Origin of the sequence: uncultured Agrobacterium sp. (genome assembly GCF_913777885.1) — a bacterium.
Lineage (GTDB): Bacteria > Pseudomonadota > Alphaproteobacteria > Rhizobiales > Rhizobiaceae > Agrobacterium.
The window spans coordinates 277,386-294,846 of the sequence record NZ_CAJYTV010000016.1 but is presented as its reverse complement, the minus strand read 5'-3'; the positions used below and the strand labels follow the sequence as shown (position 1 = coordinate 294,846).

Sequence of the window (17,461 nt, the reverse complement as noted above, 5' to 3'; positions counted from 1 at the left end):
CGGCACGATGCGGCATCATTTCACCAAGAGCGCAGCACCGGCGGCTGATCACCGCACCATGCCGGATCTGTATTCAGTTCACGCATTCCGGGTTGATACATCATATTTATCGGCGGCTTGGTCTTACGATAAATAGGAACTGTCAACCCTTCTGGACTGAGCGACGGCCAGCAAACCGACCTTGCAAACAGAAAGAGTTGGAAAGCGCAACGCTCATGCGCTGCGCTTTCCAAGAACTATTACATGGTCTTGCCGGATTCGAACTGAGCGCGGATTTCCTTGCGCTCGGCTTCAGGGGCAGAAACCAGGCCGTAGTTGGCCAGCGGAGAGTCAGGGCCGATCATCTCGTCAGAGGTGAAGAACTCAACATATTCCTTCAGACCAGGGATGACGCCGAGGTGAGCCTTCTTGACGTAGAAGAACAGCGGACGCGAGACCGGGTACTTGCCGGAAGCAACGGATTCCGTGGAAGGAACAACGCCACCAACGGTCGCAACCTTCAGCTTGTCCTTGTTGTTGTCGTAGAAAGCGAGGCCGAAGACGCCGACGCCGGACTTGTTGGCATCGATACGAGCAAGCGTCTCGGTGTAGTCGCCATCGATATCGACAGCCTTGCCGTCCTTACGGATGGCTACGCACTTGGCAGCAGCCTGCTTGGCGTCGGAGATCAGACCCTTGATCGCGTCCGTCGCGCCAGCTTCCTTGCAGCCGTCAGCCATGATCTTCTCTTCGAAGACTTCGCGCGTGCCGTGCTTGGAGCCAGGGATGTAGGCGGCGATCTCTACGTCAGGCAGTTCCTTGTTGATTTCGGACCACTTGGTGTAGGGGTTGGCAACGAGCTTGCCGTCCTTGACGACTTCAGCGGCCAGAGCAAGGTACAGGTCCTTCGGCTCGAACTTGACGTCCTTGTTGGACTTGTCCATGGCGAAGACGATACCATCGTAACCGATCTTCACTTCCTGAACGTCAGCGACGCCAGCGGACTTGCAGGCTGCAAGTTCGTCGGCTTTGATCTTGCGCGAAGCATTGGCAATGTCGATCGTGCCTTCGCCCACGCCGGAGCAGAAAGCCTTGAGACCACCGCCAGTGCCGCCGGACTCAACAACCGGTGCCTTGAAGTTCGGGAAAGCTTCGGCGAAGCTTTCAGCAACGATCTTTGCGTAAGGCAGCACCGTGGAGGAACCAGCAACCTGGATCTGGTCGCGAGCAGAAGCGGCGCCTGCGAAGGCAACGGAGGCCACCAGAGCTGCTGCAGACAATTTAAAGACGTTCATTATGACTCTCCCGTCGTGGGGCCCGTGTTCGGGCTTTCGTGAACTGCGCCGGCAAGAGGCTAGACCCTTTAAGTCCGTGTGGGCTGTCCCGGCGGCCTCTTCATAACCAGCCTTGCCACACGCTTTTATGTCACTTCGGTGAAAGATTTATGACATATCAAGTGTTTGTTTTTAAAAACTATTCTTCACGACTTCTGGAGCAGGCGTCGTTTACATGTCAAAAACGCACGGTGAAGTCCGTGCCGGTGCCAATTTCCGAGCGCACGATAAGGCGAGCCCGGTGACGTGTGAGAATATGTTTGACGATGGCGAGGCCAAGGCCCGTGCCTTTTTTCGAGCGGCTGTCCGCAACGCTGACCCGGTAAAAACGCTCGGTAAGACGCGGAACATGTTCAGCCGGGATGCCAGGGCCCTTATCCACCACGCTCACCTCCACCGGCTTGTTCGGCTCGTAGCGCAAGAAAACGTCCACCACCTTACCGTCCTGACCATATTTGCAGGCATTCTCGACTAGGTTCTGAAAGACCTGAACCAACTCGTCGCGGTCACCGTTCACTTCCACCACATGGTCGGGCATATGTAGTTCGATTTCAACGTCCAGTTCACCGGCGAGCGGCAGAAGCGAATCCCGGACGTGACCAAGAAGGGGAACGAGATCGACCCTCTGATCCGGCGCGATATTGGCGCGAAGCTCAAGCCTCGAGAGGGACATCAGGTCGTCGACTAGACGGCTCATGCGGGTGGCTTGATCCAGCATGATACCGAGAAAGCGCTCCTGCGCCTTCGGATCGTTGCGAGCCGGTCCCTGCATGGTTTCGATGAAGCCACGCAGCGAGGCAAGCGGCGTTCTCAGCTCGTGGCTCGCATTGGCGACAAAATCGCTGCGCATTCGATCGATGCGTCGCAGATCCGAGATATCGCGGAAGGAAAGGATGTAAAATGGGGCATCTGCCGTCTGCGGCATGTCCGCAGGCGCAATGCGCACGACGAAGACGCGCTCGGAGGGCAGCCTTTCGGAATGCTCCACCTGGTTCGGCTGTCCGGTGGAAATGGTTTCGCGAATGACATCCAGCAGGCCCGGCGAGCGCAACCGACCCGAAATGTGGGAACCGACGGGCAGCAATCCAAAAGCGCGTTCGGCAGCGGCATTCTCGAAGAGCACACCGGCATTCTGATCGAGGATGAATACAGGTGTATCCAGCGCCGCAAGGCCTGCCCGCACGCCGGCAATCAAACCTTGGTCGATCGTCTCCTGGGATCGTAGTTCACCTTCCTCCGTGCGCTGCTTCTCGTCCTTCCTGGTTGCAACGGACGGAGCGACGACAAGGATGGCAAGGACTGCGGCGAACCACAGCGCGACGACGACATAGGGAGAGCGCCATTCGGCAAGCGCCAGCGCCGCCAGCAATGTGACGACGACCAGAGAAAGCCAGTTTCTTCGCATGCCGCGCATCCGTTTAAGCAAAGCACCCTCCCCATCCAACGCCGCCATTGCCATCGCTTGTTTTCGCCACTTGTCTCGCTTTCGATCCGATGGTGATAATCGTCTTTCATGACAGAGATTCTTCGGTCTGTCCTTGTACAAGAGGTAGCCGGCAAAATTTATGTGGACAGCAACGCATCGACAAAATCTCTTGCCTCTTGAATTCGTTGGACACGATTCTGAAGTTGTGAAGACAAAACATGCGTGTGCGAAAGGGAGAGAGCATGAGCGAAACTGTCAAGGACCGGTCCGTGACATTGACAATCGACGGCAAGGAACGGGTTTTCAATATCGACGATCCGATCCTTCCCGATTGGATCCAGTCCAAGAAGTTGACGGCGGGCGACTATCCCTACGAGAAGAAGCTCGACCAGAAAGAGTATGATGACCAGATCGAGGCGCTCCAGATCGAACTGGTCAAGGTGCAGTTCTGGCAGCAGGCGACCGGACAGCGCATCATGGCACTTTTCGAAGGACGCGACGCTGCCGGTAAAGGCGGCTCCATCGGGGCGGTGCGGGAATATCTAAACCCGCGCTATGCACGCGTGGTTGCGCTGACCAAGCCGACCGAGACCGAGCGTGGCCAATGGTACTTCCAGCGCTACATAGCTCATTTCCCGACAGCCGGTGAGTTCGTGCTGTTTGACCGCTCTTGGTACAATCGTGCCGGCGTCGAACCGGTCATGGGCTTCTGCACACCCGAGGAACATAAGCGATTTTTAAAAGAGGTCCCTCGGCTGGAAAAGATGCTGGTCCATGAGGGCATCCATCTCTTCAAGTTCTATCTGGATATCGGCCGTGAAACGCAGTTGGACCGCTTCCATGACAGGCGCCATAGCCCACTGAAATCCTGGAAGCTATCGGACATGGACATTGCCGCCCTGGGCAAGTGGGACGACTACACTGCAGCGCGCGACGAAATGCTGGAGAAAACGCATATCGATGATGCGCCGTGGACGGTGATCCGCGCCAATGACAAGCGCAGACTGCGGCTGAACCTCATCCGCCATATCCTGACTTCGCTCGATTATGACGGAAAGGATGAGCAGGCTATCGGCAAGATCGACAACAAGATTTTGGGAAGCGGACCTAAGTTTCTGAAATAGCCCGGCACCCGGCATGTGACTGGGAGTGGATTGATAAACGCGAAAGCGCTGGCGGATGAAGAAAGGTTGAGCGGAAAACGCTGCTCCGCCTTTTTTCACGATGGGTATGACAAAGATCGTTTCCCCAGCCTTGCCGACATGATGAACCTGCATCGGCCTTGACCGATCTGACGGACTTCGACATGCGGTTTGATCGCGATAGGGTCTACATGTCGATCGTCGATCTGGTCCGCACTTTGACGCGCTTCATCAATTCGATTTTCGACAATTTCGGCACAAGCATAGTATCGCCTCTTAAAAAGCGACGGCTTCATACCCTCATTCCCGCCGGGGTAAGTGCAATGGCCGCGCACTGCGCTATCGAGGCGATCCATACACGGGCGTGCGAGCGCTTTACTGGCCCGGAAGGATGCGCACCGAATAAAGGTTGATCGGTCGGGCGCTGCCATCGATATCGCTGTTGATGAAAATCTGACCAGGCGAATTGGGTGCCATGGTCCGATCGAAGTTCACATTGATCAGCATGTCCGCACGCTCCTGCGTCGCTGTGAAGCGGTGGCGCGCGCAATCGCCGAGCGTGCCGAAATTGCACGATACCGACACCTGGCTCTGGCCATTGCTGCCCGACTGCAGGGTAATGGAAATCGTCGAAGACTTGCCTGCCATTTCCCGCAGCACATCGACTGGAACGGTGATGGCGATATTGCCATCGGCATCGCCCGTCTGTGAGGTGACGCGGACCGCCTTTCCACCGGCAGTCGCGACATCTGCCACCTTGGAGAGCGATCCCGGCTGAAGGCCGGTATTGCCGCGTTCTGCATTATAGACTTCCTGCCAGGCGTCCGAGAAACCGCGCCCTGCCGACAGTGTTGGCTCCTGCGGGCTTGTCTGCCCATCGAAATCTTCAGCCTCCACCGACGGCGGCGGGTTCGGAATGCTGGTATCCCTCTCGGCCGGGCTCAGCAATAGGCCAGAGCTATAGACCCACCAGCCGCCGAAACCGATGAAAGCGAGGAGCGTGAACCAGATGAAAAGGCGGGTGATGATGCCCTTCTTGCGGCGACCCTTGGCCGCACGCTCCGGTTTGAAGGCAAGCGAAGACGCTTCGAAAGATGGACCGGCAGACGAGGTGATGCGATCCGAGGCCTCGTCCGAACGCTCGGCGCGCAACTCACTCATCTCGTCATGTACGGGTGCGGCTGCGTGACGGGGCGCAGCGCGAACAGGTGGCTCTACGGGCTCGGCATAGCCTTCATTTTCATCCTCGTCTCGCCGCGCAGGCGAAACGGAAGGAACGGCACCATCAGACGCCGGTTGAGTGACTGAAGGGGATGCGACAGGAGGCGGCGCTGAGCGCTGAGCCTCCCTGCGGACGTGATCCTCCACCACGTCCAACAGGCGGTTGCGTTCTTCCGTCTCAATGGTGTGGATGAGTGTTTCAAGCCGCTGGCGCTGCTGCGCGACCACTGTCTCGTCGTCAATGCCCTGCTTGCGCAGGCCTGCTTCGAGCGCCTGTCGCGACGATTGATAGATGCGTGCGCGCACCTCGGCATTCGACCGATCCGATTTTTCCAGGGCATTTCTGATTGCCGTTTCCAGTCCGCTCACTCTCGGTCCTTTTTCCTCGCCAATCGCGAAAGATCAACGCCTCGGCCACCATGTTTACGATTCGGTAACGACTAGAAGGCGCAACCGCAAGCCACCTGCCCTGCAAAGCAGAAATTGGCTTGGGGAAAACGTCACCACTGTGGCGGCCAAGGCATAGGTTTTGAAAAAGCACGCCGTGCCGCGGCAACTGGTTGGGCTTGATGGCTTTCGCCTTGGCGATCACTCTTTTCGCTTTTCAACCGCCTCCCGCTTCGCTAAATCTTACGTGCGCGTAAACGTAAATCAGCAATCGTCGTTCGTTGGGAGGAACCATGCTGCCGTCCATTCTCAAGGACAATCTCCGCCTGCCGGTGATTGCCTCGCCGCTCTTCATTATATCTCATCCGGAGTTGACTCTGGCGCAATGCAAGGCGGGAGTCGTCGGTGCATTTCCCGCCCTGAACGCGCGCCCCGAAAGCCAGTTGGACGAGTGGCTCGCGATGCTGACGGAAGAACTTGCCGCCCACAATGCCGCAAACCCAGACCGCCCGGCGGCACCTTTTGCGGTCAACCAAATCGTGCATCTGTCCAACAAGCGGCTTGAGCATGACCTTAGCCTTTGCGTCAAATACAAGGTGCCGATCGTCATCTCATCGCTTGGCGCCGTGCCGGAGGTGAATGCCGCAATTCATTCCTATGGCGGCATCGTGTTGCATGACGTGATCAACAATCGCCACGCCAATTCGGCAATCCGCAAGGGCGCCGATGGTCTGATCGCGGTGGCGACCGGCGCTGGCGGGCACGCAGGCACGCTCTCGCCATTCGCACTGGTGCAAGAAATCCGCGAATGGTTCGATGGTCCGCTGCTTCTGGCAGGCGCAATTGCCAATGGCGGCTCCATTCTGGCAGCCCAGGCCATGGGTGCCGATATGGCCTATATCGGATCCCCCTTTATTGCGACACGCGAGGCGCGTGCGACGGACGCCTACAAGCAAGCAATCGTCGAGGCCTACGCCAACGACATCGTCTATTCCAATTACTTCACCGGCGTCCACGGCAACTATCTGAAGGCCTCAATCATCGCCTCCGGGCTCGACCCCGACAATCTGCCGGTTGCCGACCCTTCCAAGATGGACTTCGCCTCCGCTGCCACGGGCGCGAAAGCCTGGAAGGACATCTGGGGCGCGGGCCAAGGCGTCGGAGCGGTGAAGGCCGTCGAACCGGTTTCCTCGCTGGTCGATCGTCTCGCAGCTGAGTACGCCGCCGCCAAGCAGCGGGTTTGCGCATCCTGAGCCGAGACGGCCATCCGGTTGGGAAATTTTCAACAAGCTGAGATTCGGCGCTTGAAATCCTACCTCAATCGCTGTATCAGCCCGCATACGCCGCGCCGAAGATTTTTTTCGGCGCCTGCGCAGGCCGCTTTAGCTCAGTTGGTAGAGCACGTCATTCGTAATGACGGGGTCACGTGTTCGAGTCACGTAAGCGGCACCATTTCCCTGCAAAAAGCTCAATTTTTTCAATATAATAGTGTTTGAGAGTAACGCTCTATCCACCTTCCCTGTAGTAAGTCGTCGGCCCTCATGCCTCCCTATGTCATTATCACCTCGGCGATTTTGGTAGATCGTAGCAAAAAATAGCGGTCATGGGATAATACGAAGTCGATCACGACAAGGAAGAAATTGATGCGGGAACAAGTCCAAGTAAGCGGCTCATGGCAACTGCTCACGCTTTTGATTTCAGCTGGTGTTGTAACTTCCTTTGTCAACACGCTCTTGGCGTTAGCAAAGGAACGTTGGCCGCGAGGCTGGATATACTAACGGGCGAAATTACTTTCACGTTGTCTTTCATTTGGCTCACCCTCACACAGATGTCTCTACAGTTTTTGTGGGGTAGCTTTCGCGAGGTAAGCCAACCGAGTCTGGTTCGAGGATCTACCCTTCTTAACATCCACAGCGCCGAGACCGGGTTTGGATCAAAATTGGACGTCGTCTGTACTGCTCACTTCGGACGCCGTAGCCCAAAATGGTTTATTACCGGACCTAGAGGAGCATCGGCACCCGATTGAACTTATGCTCTTCCACCGCCGGGTAAAGGTTGGGGGGCCGTCTTGCTGATGGGCGGTCTGATGACGGCGAGTGCTAACGCGATGCCCATCGCGCAATCCGTAGCGCGGGATACGACAAATGTTCAAAATGTCGATTCTGCCTGTGGTCGGGGATACCATCTATCGCCGCGCGGCTTTTGCCGTCCGAACGGCCCGTCGCGCTATGAACGCGGGTGGGTTCGTCGCGGAGATTGCGAAGCTCGTCGCGAATGGCGGGAACGCCAAGCAAAGAGGGTATAGGACGAGCGTAGAGCATGGGAGCGCGAACGGGAGTGGCGAGGCGGCGGGTATGACTATCGATAAGGTTGGTATACCAATAGGCCCGCTAATAAGGCGGGCCAGCTGCATCAGGTTGCGAGCACCATGTGTGGATGTACACTCTGATTTACGCGACGCGGTTCGCTAACTGGCGCCTACGACTGCATTTTTCTCACACAACCAAATAACCCGATTTGGTGATTTGTTATAAATGGACTCCGGCAGAGCGCCCAGCTCTTCGACAGTCCTAAACAATCCACTGTCAAAGAAGTTCGCATAATCCGATTTTTTGCCATTGGGGTGCCCCTCAAACACCACCCACCTCTTCACGTTTCTGTCTACGATATTCACCAGTCTCGAAGGTTCAGCTAGGTGGTCGTGGATGGAAAACATGAAAGCGGTGTCGTACCGCGCGCCCTCGTCTAGTTCATCTTGGTCGATGTTAAATTGCTTGAAACGGACGCTAGGATATTGGCCGTCGAACATCGCAAACCTTGAGGCAAGATCAACCATCTTTTTTGAAATCTCGAGGCCAAGACAATTCGAGGCACCAAGTCGGCTTGCGAACAGCGAGCTCATGCCAATATTGCTGGCAACATCCACGATCGAGGCACGGTCGATAACATGCCGCGGAATCATTTTCAGTCGGGCAAGGGCATCATCCCTTCGACCTCGAATAATTTCCTCTCCGTTCAAAAACACACTTTGATAGGGCATGTCTCGGAAACCGTTACCATAAAATTCGGAAGAGCTTAAGAAGACAAGACTTGCGACATTAGGTGGTAAAATCTCAACTTTGGTAGCTTTGTTCAGGGCTGCAATCATAGCCGTACGGTGATTTCCGTCTACGACAAACAGCTCCTCAGTATTTAGCATTCTTGTAAGCGTTGGGCGGCGGACACGATTTGTGTTCCTGCAATGCTCGAAATGTTTCTCGAACTCGCGGATCCGGTCATTTACCCTTTCGGCGTCCTGGGTAGAGCCCCAACTAGCCGCCAGATATTCCCTGTAATATTCCTCTCCTTCACCATCTGCACTTCTGGAGCAAAGCGATTTTGCGAACGCATAATGCGGGGTGTCGCGAACTCGAATATCAGTTCGGCCAAAGCGCTCGAAGAAAAATTTCGCCGTAGTTTCTTTGAACTGATAAAAACGGAGATCGACAAGAGCGGCATTATCCAAGTGCTCCGTTTTCCGAGCAAGGACGCGTTTAACAAGTCTTTTGAGCTTCGCAGTCTCTCTACCGATTTTCATGTGAACCTATTAGTCTGACCGAGGAGAACTACCAAACGCGAATTAACGATAGGGGAACGAAGAGATAAGCCGTTCCACGACATCATCGGTTGGGACGATCGGTTGATAGTCTGAGGAGGCCAAATCTATATTCCCCTCTAGCACCGTGGCAAAATCTATTGCGGCTGTTAGAGGCCGCCCCCTCTGATGCTCGTAATCGCGATACTTGAAACCATCCCCTTTGATCTCATTAATTGGGTTGATCCGACAGGATGGCACACCGTAAGCGTCGGCAACAATCAGTCCGTGTAAGCTGCTTGTCACCACGAACTCGCTTGCGGCGATGCTTTCACACACGCTTTTAGGGTCGTCGCGAAGATCCAGTATCTTCCAATGTTTCGGAAGAAGGTTCTCGTACCTTTCCACAAAGGCATCATGCGAAGCGAAATGAGGTACAACCAAAACAGGGTGTTGTTTTACAGCAGGAACCCTCCATATGCGCGGTAACAAAATTGCTGGATCGCCCAACGCAACTTTCGCGCCATCAGCAATACGAGCGGCAGTCAATGGACCCCGAACCGCATGATAACGAAGCTTCTGCGGCCAGTGATCGGTCGATTCTGACGACATAAAGCCGCTTCCCCACACATCCAAGGTTCGCCATGGACGCTGTCGCCATACCTTACAACGAGCCCCTCCCCGGCGGCGCCAGTAAGAGTCTAAAATACTTCCGATTCCGAGCAGATCGGCCTTAGAGGGGCGGACATACTTCACTTCAACATTGAACAGTTCCGGCAGCAAAAAGTGCATCAAGTTGTCGCCAAAGTTCTCTCGAGTAGTGAAAGACTTACCGTTGATGGATGCTGCATAGACGTTCACCGTTCTCACGACCACTCCTTATTAGATTCTCATAATATTAGAATTGTCAGATACACCATGAGGTAGCAAAGTCTAGTGACTCGTTACAAGTTCATTGCCTTTTTTGTTACATCTGCGTGCATACGGGTCGCGCTCTGGCAGCCTTTCGGCACAGGACGAGCCACCTCAACCGGCATCCTCTCATTGCCTCTTGACACGCCCTATCGCCTCTCGCCTTATGGCGGTTGAGTAATAGGCAAATTTTTGTTTTCCCGCGGATTACCAAGCACTGCAGTGAGCACGATTTTCTGCGCCATCTTCGCTGTAGTCCAAGCTCTGCTCGATGGGGTTTACCGAATGCGCCCAGGTACGCGGCTTCGATTGCGGTCGCGGTTTCGTCCCGCTAAGCGGGAATCTAATTAAGCCGGCAATTCAGGAAGCAGTTTTAAATGTTGGCCGTCCAAAAAAAGCTTGATGAAATCTATGATCCACAAAGCGACAAAAATCACTCGCCACGGGATCGAGTACCGCTTCAAGGTGGTGGGCAGCGCACAGCCAGACTTTGAGGTTTCCGCAGTTAAGCAAATGAACCTGTAAGGTCTCTTGAGAACTAGAAGCAGGGCTTCGACGCAGGTCGGGCGAAAAAGATCAGATATTTCGTATACCTGGGATGGCGGGGCAGATTCCTATTGCCTTATGCCCGGGGTTTGCTAATGAATGAGAGAGCTAGGTCCGCTATCAGGCGCATGATTTGGCGACCTTAATCTTCCTGCCACCTAGACCATGCAGCGCCGCCGAAGCCTCAAAGAATTGCTTCAACGGAAGGCGACAGCCTCTTACACAGACTTACTGGAGTTCAATGCCCGTAAGCGGCACCACTTCTTTGTCACCAGATGTTCTGGCATCGCTCGTTTGATTGCTCAGACGATCAACCTGATGTCACGTTTTCGCGATGTGAATTCCTCGCCTCTCGTCCTTCCAATGGACTTCGCCTATCTTAGTCTCTCAATACAAGAGGAGACTGAATGATCGACGAATATGGCCCTCACGCGCAGATGGCGACGCTTGGAGAGCAGATGTCCAATCGTTACCAGATGGATGAAAACCTGGAGCTGGAGCCGTACCTGTCGCACTATATGGACGAGGTCGAGGTGAATATCGCTGCCGATAGCTTCAACCACGTCGGGTTCATGAACAAGATCATTGTGCGGTTGAAGATGGTGCTGGCAGCAACCAAAGAGCCGCGTCGCCAGGAATTCCTGCATGCAATGGTCGTTGCACTCCAGAAGCGCGTCGATCAGGCTTCGCCTGAGGTTGCGCTCGATGGGATCTGAGCAACGGATCCAAAAGGCGTGCGGCTCATGCCATCATCTTTTTCTCGACAGACGTTCCAGAACGACGGTCTGCTCGCGCGTTGCGGATAACATCAGCTTCAATTCACTGTTGGCTGAGGAGACGTGCGCGGAATCAATGACCCGTCCTGGATCTGTGGAGCGATCTGGATCTTGTCATCGAAGAGGACGATGCTGAGGACGAGACCTACCAGAACGCACAGGAGAGCGACGAAGATCAGTCCGGCTTTGTCTATCGGCTTTTTCATTGATCCTACCATAGGCGCTAATGTGAATATGGTGAGGCGATAAACACCCTTTCTTACCGTCCGATATATTTGGTTATCAAATCGTAAAGTGACAATGCTATATTCATTTCATCGCAAAACTATTTTAGGCGCATAGTCTGCAGCAGCCGCGGTAGCAGATGAATTTCAAAAAGGGTGAAAAGTGTAAGCAGGGTGTCCGGAAGATGAGGTTGAAACTATTCGGCTCCCAACGACGTTAGTGGCCGGACAACAATAGACATGGGATTTAGATCGTGGACGTCATTCGCATTCTGCTCGCCATTATCCTGCCGCCCGTCGGCGTTTTTCTGCAGGTCGGCCTCGGCCTTCATTTCTGGCTGAACATTCTGCTGACATTGTGCGGTTACATCCCCGGTATCATCCATGCAATCTGGGTGATCCTACGCAAGTAAGGTCGAGAATCTGACGGCGCGCCATGCGGGCCGTCATCTTTTCGGCGGCATCAGACGAATATCTGTGTCGCCCAAGCCCCAGCTGCGGCCGCGAGGCCGGTGAGCAATGTTCCCCAAACGATATCCACCGCGCAAAGACGCCACGTCCAGCCCTTGAGAGTGGACAGGTTCGTCATGTCGTAGGTGCCATAGGCCAAGAAACCGAAGATAGCGCCGGACAGTGTCGCTGCGGCGACCGAGCCGCCATTGAAAGACGGTACAACGGCGAAATAGACGATTCCCGCAATATAGAAGAGATAGAAAATGCCCGCCGCGACGAAATTCGGCCTCGCCAACATCAGATCGCCGATTTCGCGCTTATAAAAGGCCACGGCGAGCTTAGACAGCCAAATGAAATCTAAACCGAAGAAAACGATGGCCGTTGCGATATAGGCTACGATCACTTGCATGCGGAGGCCTTTCTTTGCGAATGGGATTTAGATTCCCAGAACCGGCTGAACCAGCCTGACCATCCAACTCTTGAATTTCAGCGGCGCATCGGTAACAGCTAAGCAGATGCAGTCTTCGCCCTCACCCGCGATCGGCTGATGGGTAAGTTCCTCGTCTGCTTCTTCTAAATCGCCGCGGTAGAAAACGTCCTGGCCATCGCGGAAGCAACCGGACAGCACCACGGTCAGTTCCCGTCCGCCATGCGTGTGCTCCGGTACCGGCTTGCCAGCAGGTATTCTGAGCAGACGAACCTGCGCCTCACCGTCGCGCGTCGGAATGGGGAAGTGATAGGCGCCAGGCCCAAGCGGCTTCCATTTTAACGTGTCTATATCGCCGCCTGCATAAGAGCGCAGCGGTTCGGGGAGAATAGCAGTTCCAGACGACCGTGACGCTGTAGCTTTGTTAGCGGTCGCGGCCTGCCCGGCGTGTAGCCGGTGTTTCATCGATCGCCACTGGTCGTCGGAAATCTCCCCCGCGGATTCGGCATCACGCAAGAGCGCGCCCGCTGCCATTTCCATGGCGTCAAGTCGCTTGCGGCACTTAGGGCAGAGTGCCAGATGGGTGGCAACCGCGATGCTCCAGCTTTCCGCAAGGCTGCCAGAGGCATAATCGAGCAGCAACTCGTCGCTGATGTGATGGTTGACGCTCATATGCGCGCCTCCAACGCCGCGCGCAATTTGGCAAAAGCAAGCCTGATGCGGGATTTCACTGTTCCAATCGGCAGGTTCAGTTGCTGGGCAATGACGCTATGGGACATCTCTTCGAAGAAGGATCTCTTCAACAGGTCGCGCTGCTCCTGCGGCAAGTCGGCCAGAGCACGATGCAAGCGTTCGGCATCCTGCCATTGCTCCATCTGCGCATCGGCGGCGGGCGCATCGTCGGCGACGAAGGCCGGGTCGTTCATATCGAACTCCGGGCGACGGTCGCGGCGATGCGCGTCTATCCTCAGGTTTCGGGCTATTCTGAATATCCAGGCGGAGACGTTGCCTCTCGCCGGATCGAAAAGGGCGGCCTTGTTCCAGACCGTCATCATCGTTTCCTGCATCAGTTCCTCAGCGGCCTGCGCATCGCGCACTTGCCGTAGCATGTAGACCCGCACACGCGGTCCGAAATGTCGAAAAACGGCTTCGAAGGCTTCTACGCTCCGTTCGGAGGCAATTGCCTTCAGCAGATCGGGAAGCTCATCCTCTATATTTCTCTGGACTGTTTCACCCATGCGAATAGGTTTTACCTCGCTCCCACGCGTTTTCTGAGCAACAGGCTTCTTCCTATTGTTGCTCATATAGTGGCATGGTGCCGACGCTATGGAAACATTTATCGTCATGTAGGCGACTACGGCGCACTTATTTCGGTGGATCACCTCAGCGTAAGACAGAAGACAAATTTTCAAAGTCGGGAAATCCACTCAGTCCCGTTTTGCGTAACGTTTGACATGAAGAACATAGACCCGGATGTCATGAATATATCCTCACGCGTAAGAGACGGACAGCTACGGCGCAGGGTTGCCGTCGTCGGTTCTGGTATATCGGGTCTCTCGGCGGCATGGCTGCTTGACAAGTCCTGCGACGTAACACTTTACGAAAGTGAAGGTCGGCCCGGTGGCCACGCCAATACGGTCGATGTGAACCGGCAGGGCCAGTCCCCGATTGCCGTCGACACGGGCTTCATCGTCTACAACGAGAAAAACTACCCCAATCTGGTGGCGCTGTTTGCCTATCTCGGCGTTCCGACAGTGGCGTCCGACATGTCGTTTGCTGCATCGCTGGGAGGCGGCAGGCTCGAATATTCGGGCTCAGATCTGGCTGGCCTTATCGGCCAAAAATCCAACCTGCTCAAACCCCGTTTTTGGAAGATGGTGCGGGACATCGCGCGCTTCTACAAGGTTGCGCCAAGTCTTTTGGACGACCCGAATCTGAAGGGGTTGAGCCTTGGCGACTATCTTGATCGGAACAAATACTCAGCCGGTTTCGTCGACGACCATCTCCTTCCAATGGGGGCTGCCATCTGGTCGATGACGGCCAAGGACATGCGCGACTATCCTCTGCAGGCCTTCATTCGGTTTTTCGTCAATCATGGCCTCGTGCAAATCTCCGGTCGCCCTCAATGGCGCACGGTAAAGGGGGGTAGCCGGGAATATGTCTCCCGCCTTCTAGAGGAGTTTCGCGGCACGGTTCGCTTGACAAGCCCGGTCTCGGCCATTCGCCGCACGCCGGAAGGCGTTGAGATCATCGACCGTTCAGGTGAAATTTCCATCTTCGACGACGTTGTGATTGCTACCCATGCAGACGACGCGCTTTCGCTGCTTCCCGATGCGGACGAGGAAGAGCAGATCCTTCTCGGCGCGTTCGACTATACCCGCAATACCGCCGTACTGCATAGCGACGAGCGCCTGATGCCCAAACGCCGGGCCGTCTGGTCAAGCTGGAACTATCTGAGCGAGCCTGGGTCTACCGGCACGGAATCGCTTTGCGTAACCTATTGGATGAACAAGCTGCAACCGATCCACCCCACGATGCAGCTTTTCGTAACACTGAATCCCTCCCGAGCGGTCGAACCGTCGAAGGTTATCCGGACTTTCGACTACACCCACCCGCTCTTCGACACCAAGGCAATGGCGGCGCAAAAAAGTCTTTGGTCGCTACAAGGTCGCCGTAATACCTGGTTCTGCGGCGCGCATTTTGGCAGCGGTTTCCATGAAGACGGCATACAGTCCGGCCTTGCCGTGGCGGAAGCGCTCGGCGGTGTCAAACGGCCCTGGAAGGTCGAAAACGAATCCGGTCGCATCTTCCTCTCTTCGGTCGAGGAACACGTCGGATGACGTTGCGCTCCGCCATATACGCAGGAAATGTCGTGCATGCGCGCCACCGCCCGCGAAAACACAGCCTGCGCTACAGAGTGTTTTCACTGCTTCTGGATCTCGACGAGCTTCCCCTGATCGATTCCACCATGCGGCTCTTTGCTCACAATCGATTTTCGGTCTTCAGCTTTCATGACAAGGATCACGGAATTGGTGAGAGAGGCCGCCTGAAGGCGTGGTGCGGCGAGCGTCTTTTCGAAGCAAATATCGATATTGCGCCAGACGCGTTGCGTGTGGAAATGCTCTGCTATCCGCGCATCTTCGGCTATGTCTTCAACCCTCTCACCGTCTATTTCTGCCATGACAGGGCAGACGGTGATCGGCTGGTCGCCATCCTTTACGAGGTCTGCAATACCTTCCACGAACGTCATACCTACATCATTCCGACACCCGGCGCAGATGCTGAAACAATCCGGCATTCCTGCGACAAGGAAATGTATGTCTCCCCCTTCGTTCCGATGGACTGCACCTACGACTTCCGCATCAATCCGCCGAACGACGACGTCCGTATTGCCATCAATGAACGCGATACCGAGGGCGACTTGCTGTTTGCCACCTTCACTGGAAAACGCCGGCCGCTGACCGATGGCGCGCTCGCCAAATGTTTTTTATCCCATCCGCTTATGACGTTGAAAATCATGGGCGCCATTCATTGGGAAGCCCTTGTCCTATGGATCAAGGGCAATCCGCTCTATCGCCACACGGCAGCAACGAGCCGCATTGCAAGCTCGGTTCCTGCCAAAACGTCGCAATCATGGGAGGCATGAACGATGAGCCACGCTGAGCAGGAAACGCGCCCGTTTCACCCTCACGCAGCCCCACTGTGGCAAAGAATGATCTGCCGTAAACTCAGCGGGCTGACGCACGGACGTCTGACGCTGGTTTTTCCCGGCGGTCACGAATACGTGCTGAAAGGTAAGGAGCCGGGGCCTCATGGCGTCATTTCGCTGAACCGAGGACGGCTTTTCCGCCGCCTTCTGACAGGCGGAAATATGGGCTTTGCACGCGCTTACATGGATGGCGACTGGGACAGCCCGGACATTTCCTCGTTGCTGGAGCTTGCGCTTGCCAACGAGCACAACTGGCTCTCGCTTTCCGAGCCAACGCGGCTCTCAGCAACGATAGACTATCTGCGTCATCGTCTGCGCCGCAACTCAAAGTCGGGTAGCCGCCGCAACATTGCTTTCCACTATGACCTCGGCAATCGTTTCTACCGCACATGGCTTGACGAAACGATGACCTACTCCTCTGCGCTGTTCAACAACCCTGCTCAGACGCTGGCCGAGGCGCAAAATGCTAAATACGATCGCATTGTAGAAGAACTGCAAATCGGTCCCGACGATCACGTCTTGGAAATCGGCTGCGGCTGGGGCGGGTTCGCCGAATATGCTATGGCCAAAACCGGCTGCCGCGTTACCGGCCTGACGCTGTCTCAAGAACAGGCGAGCTACGCCCGCAGCCGCCTCGCGAAGGCAGGTTTGTCCGAGCGCAGCGACATTCGCCTGGAAGATTACCGAGACTGCCAGGGCCGCTATTCCAAGATCGTCTCCATCGAGATGTTTGAGGCGGTGGGCGAAGAAAACTGGCCTGTGTATTTCAAGCGTGTTCGAGAGTTGCTAGCCCCGGGGGGCAAGGCGGTGGTCCAGGTCATCACCATCGATGAAGCCTATTTCGAGCAATACCGGCGCAATGCCGATTTCATCCAGACCTACATCTTCCCCGGCGGCATGCTGCCATCCATTACCGCATTCCGGGACGCAGCAGCACATGAGAGCATCGCCGTTACCGATGAATTCCGCTTCGGGCAGGATTACGACCGGACGCTGATGCTCTGGGACCGCGCCTTTATCGGCAACTGGGAGCGGATCGAGCCAATGGGGTTTGACGAGCGTTTCCGCCGCATGTGGCAATATTACCTTCACTACTGTGCTGCCGGCTTCAGAAGCGGCCGTATCGACGTCGTCCAGTTCACGCTTCAGCGATAGAGCTTAAGCGTCGCACAACCGAAAATAGGCCTTTGCTGGGAACCTGAAGTCGCCCCTCACGTTATGGTGAGAGTTCAATAGCCGGGTTGCCCCGGCTACCAGTGGAGGCATAAGCATGAATCAGATCATCTACATCGTCGGCCTGGTCGTCATCGTCCTGGCAATCCTGTCCTTTTTCGGCTTCCGGTAAGATCGA

The 17,461-nt window shown here is 55.5% G+C and carries 16 protein-coding genes and 1 tRNA gene; 8 read left to right on the top strand and 9 right to left on the bottom strand.

Features of this window, described 5'->3' with window-relative positions:
* Positions 1–239 precede the first annotated feature (239 nt).
* Positions 240–1,274: a substrate-binding domain-containing protein gene (locus QZ869_RS14975; RefSeq protein WP_296016985.1), complete on the bottom strand. Its 1,035-nt coding sequence runs from the start codon at positions 1,272–1,274 to the stop codon at positions 240–242.
* 217 nt (positions 1,275–1,491) lie between these two features.
* Entirely contained in the window at positions 1,492–2,766 is a 1,275-nt protein-coding gene (phoR, locus tag QZ869_RS14970; RefSeq protein WP_296105674.1) for a phosphate regulon sensor histidine kinase PhoR, read from the bottom strand.
* 215 nt (positions 2,767–2,981) lie between these two features.
* Between phoR and ppk2 the strand changes: the two genes are divergently transcribed.
* Positions 2,982–3,863, top strand: a complete 882-nt coding sequence (gene ppk2 / locus QZ869_RS14965) for a polyphosphate kinase 2 (protein ID WP_296083181.1) — start codon at positions 2,982–2,984, stop codon at positions 3,861–3,863.
* Positions 3,864–4,256: 393 nt separating this feature from the next.
* Here ppk2 and QZ869_RS14960 read toward each other — a convergent pair whose 3' ends face one another.
* Entirely contained in the window at positions 4,257–5,471 is a 1,215-nt protein-coding gene (locus QZ869_RS14960) for a hypothetical protein (protein WP_296105673.1), read from the bottom strand.
* Between the two features lie 311 nt (positions 5,472–5,782).
* Here QZ869_RS14960 and QZ869_RS14955 point away from each other — a divergent pair, with 311 nt between their 5' ends.
* Complete coding sequence (locus QZ869_RS14955) at positions 5,783–6,742, top strand: nitronate monooxygenase family protein (RefSeq protein ID WP_296101505.1); 960 nt, start codon at positions 5,783–5,785, stop codon at positions 6,740–6,742.
* A 123-nt stretch (positions 6,743–6,865) separates the two neighbouring features.
* Positions 6,866–6,941: transfer RNA gene (locus tag QZ869_RS14950), tRNA-Thr, on the top strand.
* Positions 6,942–7,956: 1,015 nt separating this feature from the next.
* On the opposite strand, the gene QZ869_RS14945 is transcribed toward QZ869_RS14950, so the two are convergent.
* Together QZ869_RS14945 and QZ869_RS14940 are read right to left on the bottom strand one after the other, a co-directional pair.
* Complete coding sequence (locus tag QZ869_RS14945) at positions 7,957–8,994, bottom strand: bifunctional 2-polyprenyl-6-hydroxyphenol methylase/3-demethylubiquinol 3-O-methyltransferase UbiG (protein ID WP_296105672.1); 1,038 nt, start codon at positions 8,992–8,994, stop codon at positions 7,957–7,959.
* Between the two features lie 114 nt (positions 8,995–9,108).
* Positions 9,109–9,933, bottom strand: coding sequence for a polysaccharide pyruvyl transferase family protein (locus tag QZ869_RS14940; RefSeq protein WP_296105671.1), 825 nt, complete (start codon positions 9,931–9,933; stop codon positions 9,109–9,111).
* Between the two features lie 995 nt (positions 9,934–10,928).
* Between QZ869_RS14940 and QZ869_RS14935 the strand changes: the two genes are divergently transcribed.
* Positions 10,929–11,237: a hypothetical protein gene (locus QZ869_RS14935; RefSeq protein WP_296101507.1), complete on the top strand. Its 309-nt coding sequence runs from the start codon at positions 10,929–10,931 to the stop codon at positions 11,235–11,237.
* A 98-nt stretch (positions 11,238–11,335) separates the two neighbouring features.
* Here the strand turns inward: QZ869_RS14935 and QZ869_RS14930 are convergent, their stop codons facing one another.
* The gene (locus tag QZ869_RS14930; protein ID WP_296035325.1) at positions 11,336–11,503 is read right to left on the bottom strand and encodes a hypothetical protein; all 168 of its coding nucleotides are present in this window, start codon (positions 11,501–11,503) and stop codon (positions 11,336–11,338) included.
* Positions 11,504–11,775: 272 nt separating this feature from the next.
* On the opposite strand from QZ869_RS14930, the gene QZ869_RS14925 reads away from it, so the two are divergent.
* Positions 11,776–11,934, top strand: coding sequence for a YqaE/Pmp3 family membrane protein (locus QZ869_RS14925; protein WP_112508387.1), 159 nt, complete (start codon positions 11,776–11,778; stop codon positions 11,932–11,934).
* A 50-nt stretch (positions 11,935–11,984) separates the two neighbouring features.
* Here QZ869_RS14925 and QZ869_RS14920 read toward each other — a convergent pair whose 3' ends face one another.
* Genes QZ869_RS14920 through QZ869_RS14910 form a run of 3 tightly spaced genes read right to left on the bottom strand, consistent with a single transcriptional unit; the run spans position 11,985 to position 13,639 of the window.
* Positions 11,985–12,383, bottom strand: coding sequence for a DUF2177 family protein (locus tag QZ869_RS14920; protein WP_296105670.1), 399 nt, complete (start codon positions 12,381–12,383; stop codon positions 11,985–11,987).
* A gap of 27 nt (positions 12,384–12,410) precedes the next feature.
* Entirely contained in the window at positions 12,411–13,073 is a 663-nt protein-coding gene (locus QZ869_RS14915; protein WP_296016966.1) for a ChrR family anti-sigma-E factor, read from the bottom strand.
* A complete protein-coding gene (locus QZ869_RS14910; RefSeq protein ID WP_296016964.1) occupies positions 13,070–13,639 on the bottom strand; it encodes a sigma-70 family RNA polymerase sigma factor in 570 nt (189 codons plus the stop codon). Before QZ869_RS14910 ends, QZ869_RS14915 begins: the two co-directional genes overlap by 4 nt.
* A gap of 216 nt (positions 13,640–13,855) precedes the next feature.
* Here QZ869_RS14910 and QZ869_RS14905 point away from each other — a divergent pair, with 216 nt between their 5' ends.
* Genes QZ869_RS14905 through QZ869_RS14895 form a run of 3 tightly spaced genes read left to right on the top strand, consistent with a single transcriptional unit; the run spans position 13,856 to position 17,265 of the window.
* Complete coding sequence (locus tag QZ869_RS14905; protein ID WP_296105669.1) at positions 13,856–15,241, top strand: NAD(P)/FAD-dependent oxidoreductase; 1,386 nt, start codon at positions 13,856–13,858, stop codon at positions 15,239–15,241.
* A complete protein-coding gene (locus QZ869_RS14900) occupies positions 15,238–16,047 on the top strand; it encodes a DUF1365 domain-containing protein (protein WP_296075427.1) in 810 nt (269 codons plus the stop codon). Before QZ869_RS14905 ends, QZ869_RS14900 begins: the two co-directional genes overlap by 4 nt.
* Before the next feature lie 3 nt (positions 16,048–16,050).
* A complete protein-coding gene (locus QZ869_RS14895; RefSeq protein ID WP_296016959.1) occupies positions 16,051–17,265 on the top strand; it encodes a cyclopropane-fatty-acyl-phospholipid synthase family protein in 1,215 nt (404 codons plus the stop codon).
* The last annotated feature ends 196 nt before the right edge of the window (positions 17,266–17,461 follow it).

Coding starts and splice junctions, on each gene's coding strand:
- phoR (WP_296105674.1), bottom strand. CDS start 2,766: ATGGCGGCGTTGGATGGGGAGGGTGCTTTGCTTAAACGGATGCGCGGC.
- QZ869_RS14915 (WP_296016966.1), bottom strand. CDS start 13,073: ATGAGCGTCAACCATCACATCAGCGACGAGTTGCTGCTCGATTATGCC.
- QZ869_RS14955 (WP_296101505.1), top strand. CDS start 5,783: ATGCTGCCGTCCATTCTCAAGGACAATCTCCGCCTGCCGGTGATTGCC.
- QZ869_RS14930 (WP_296035325.1), bottom strand. CDS start 11,503: ATGAAAAAGCCGATAGACAAAGCCGGACTGATCTTCGTCGCTCTCCTG.
- ppk2 (WP_296083181.1), top strand. CDS start 2,982: ATGAGCGAAACTGTCAAGGACCGGTCCGTGACATTGACAATCGACGGC.
- QZ869_RS14935 (WP_296101507.1), top strand. CDS start 10,929: ATGATCGACGAATATGGCCCTCACGCGCAGATGGCGACGCTTGGAGAG.
- QZ869_RS14905 (WP_296105669.1), top strand. CDS start 13,856: ATGAAGAACATAGACCCGGATGTCATGAATATATCCTCACGCGTAAGA.
- QZ869_RS14900 (WP_296075427.1), top strand. CDS start 15,238: ATGACGTTGCGCTCCGCCATATACGCAGGAAATGTCGTGCATGCGCGC.
- QZ869_RS14975 (WP_296016985.1), bottom strand. CDS start 1,274: ATGAACGTCTTTAAATTGTCTGCAGCAGCTCTGGTGGCCTCCGTTGCC.
- QZ869_RS14920 (WP_296105670.1), bottom strand. CDS start 12,383: ATGCAAGTGATCGTAGCCTATATCGCAACGGCCATCGTTTTCTTCGGT.
- QZ869_RS14895 (WP_296016959.1), top strand. CDS start 16,051: ATGAGCCACGCTGAGCAGGAAACGCGCCCGTTTCACCCTCACGCAGCC.
- QZ869_RS14910 (WP_296016964.1), bottom strand. CDS start 13,639: ATGGGTGAAACAGTCCAGAGAAATATAGAGGATGAGCTTCCCGATCTG.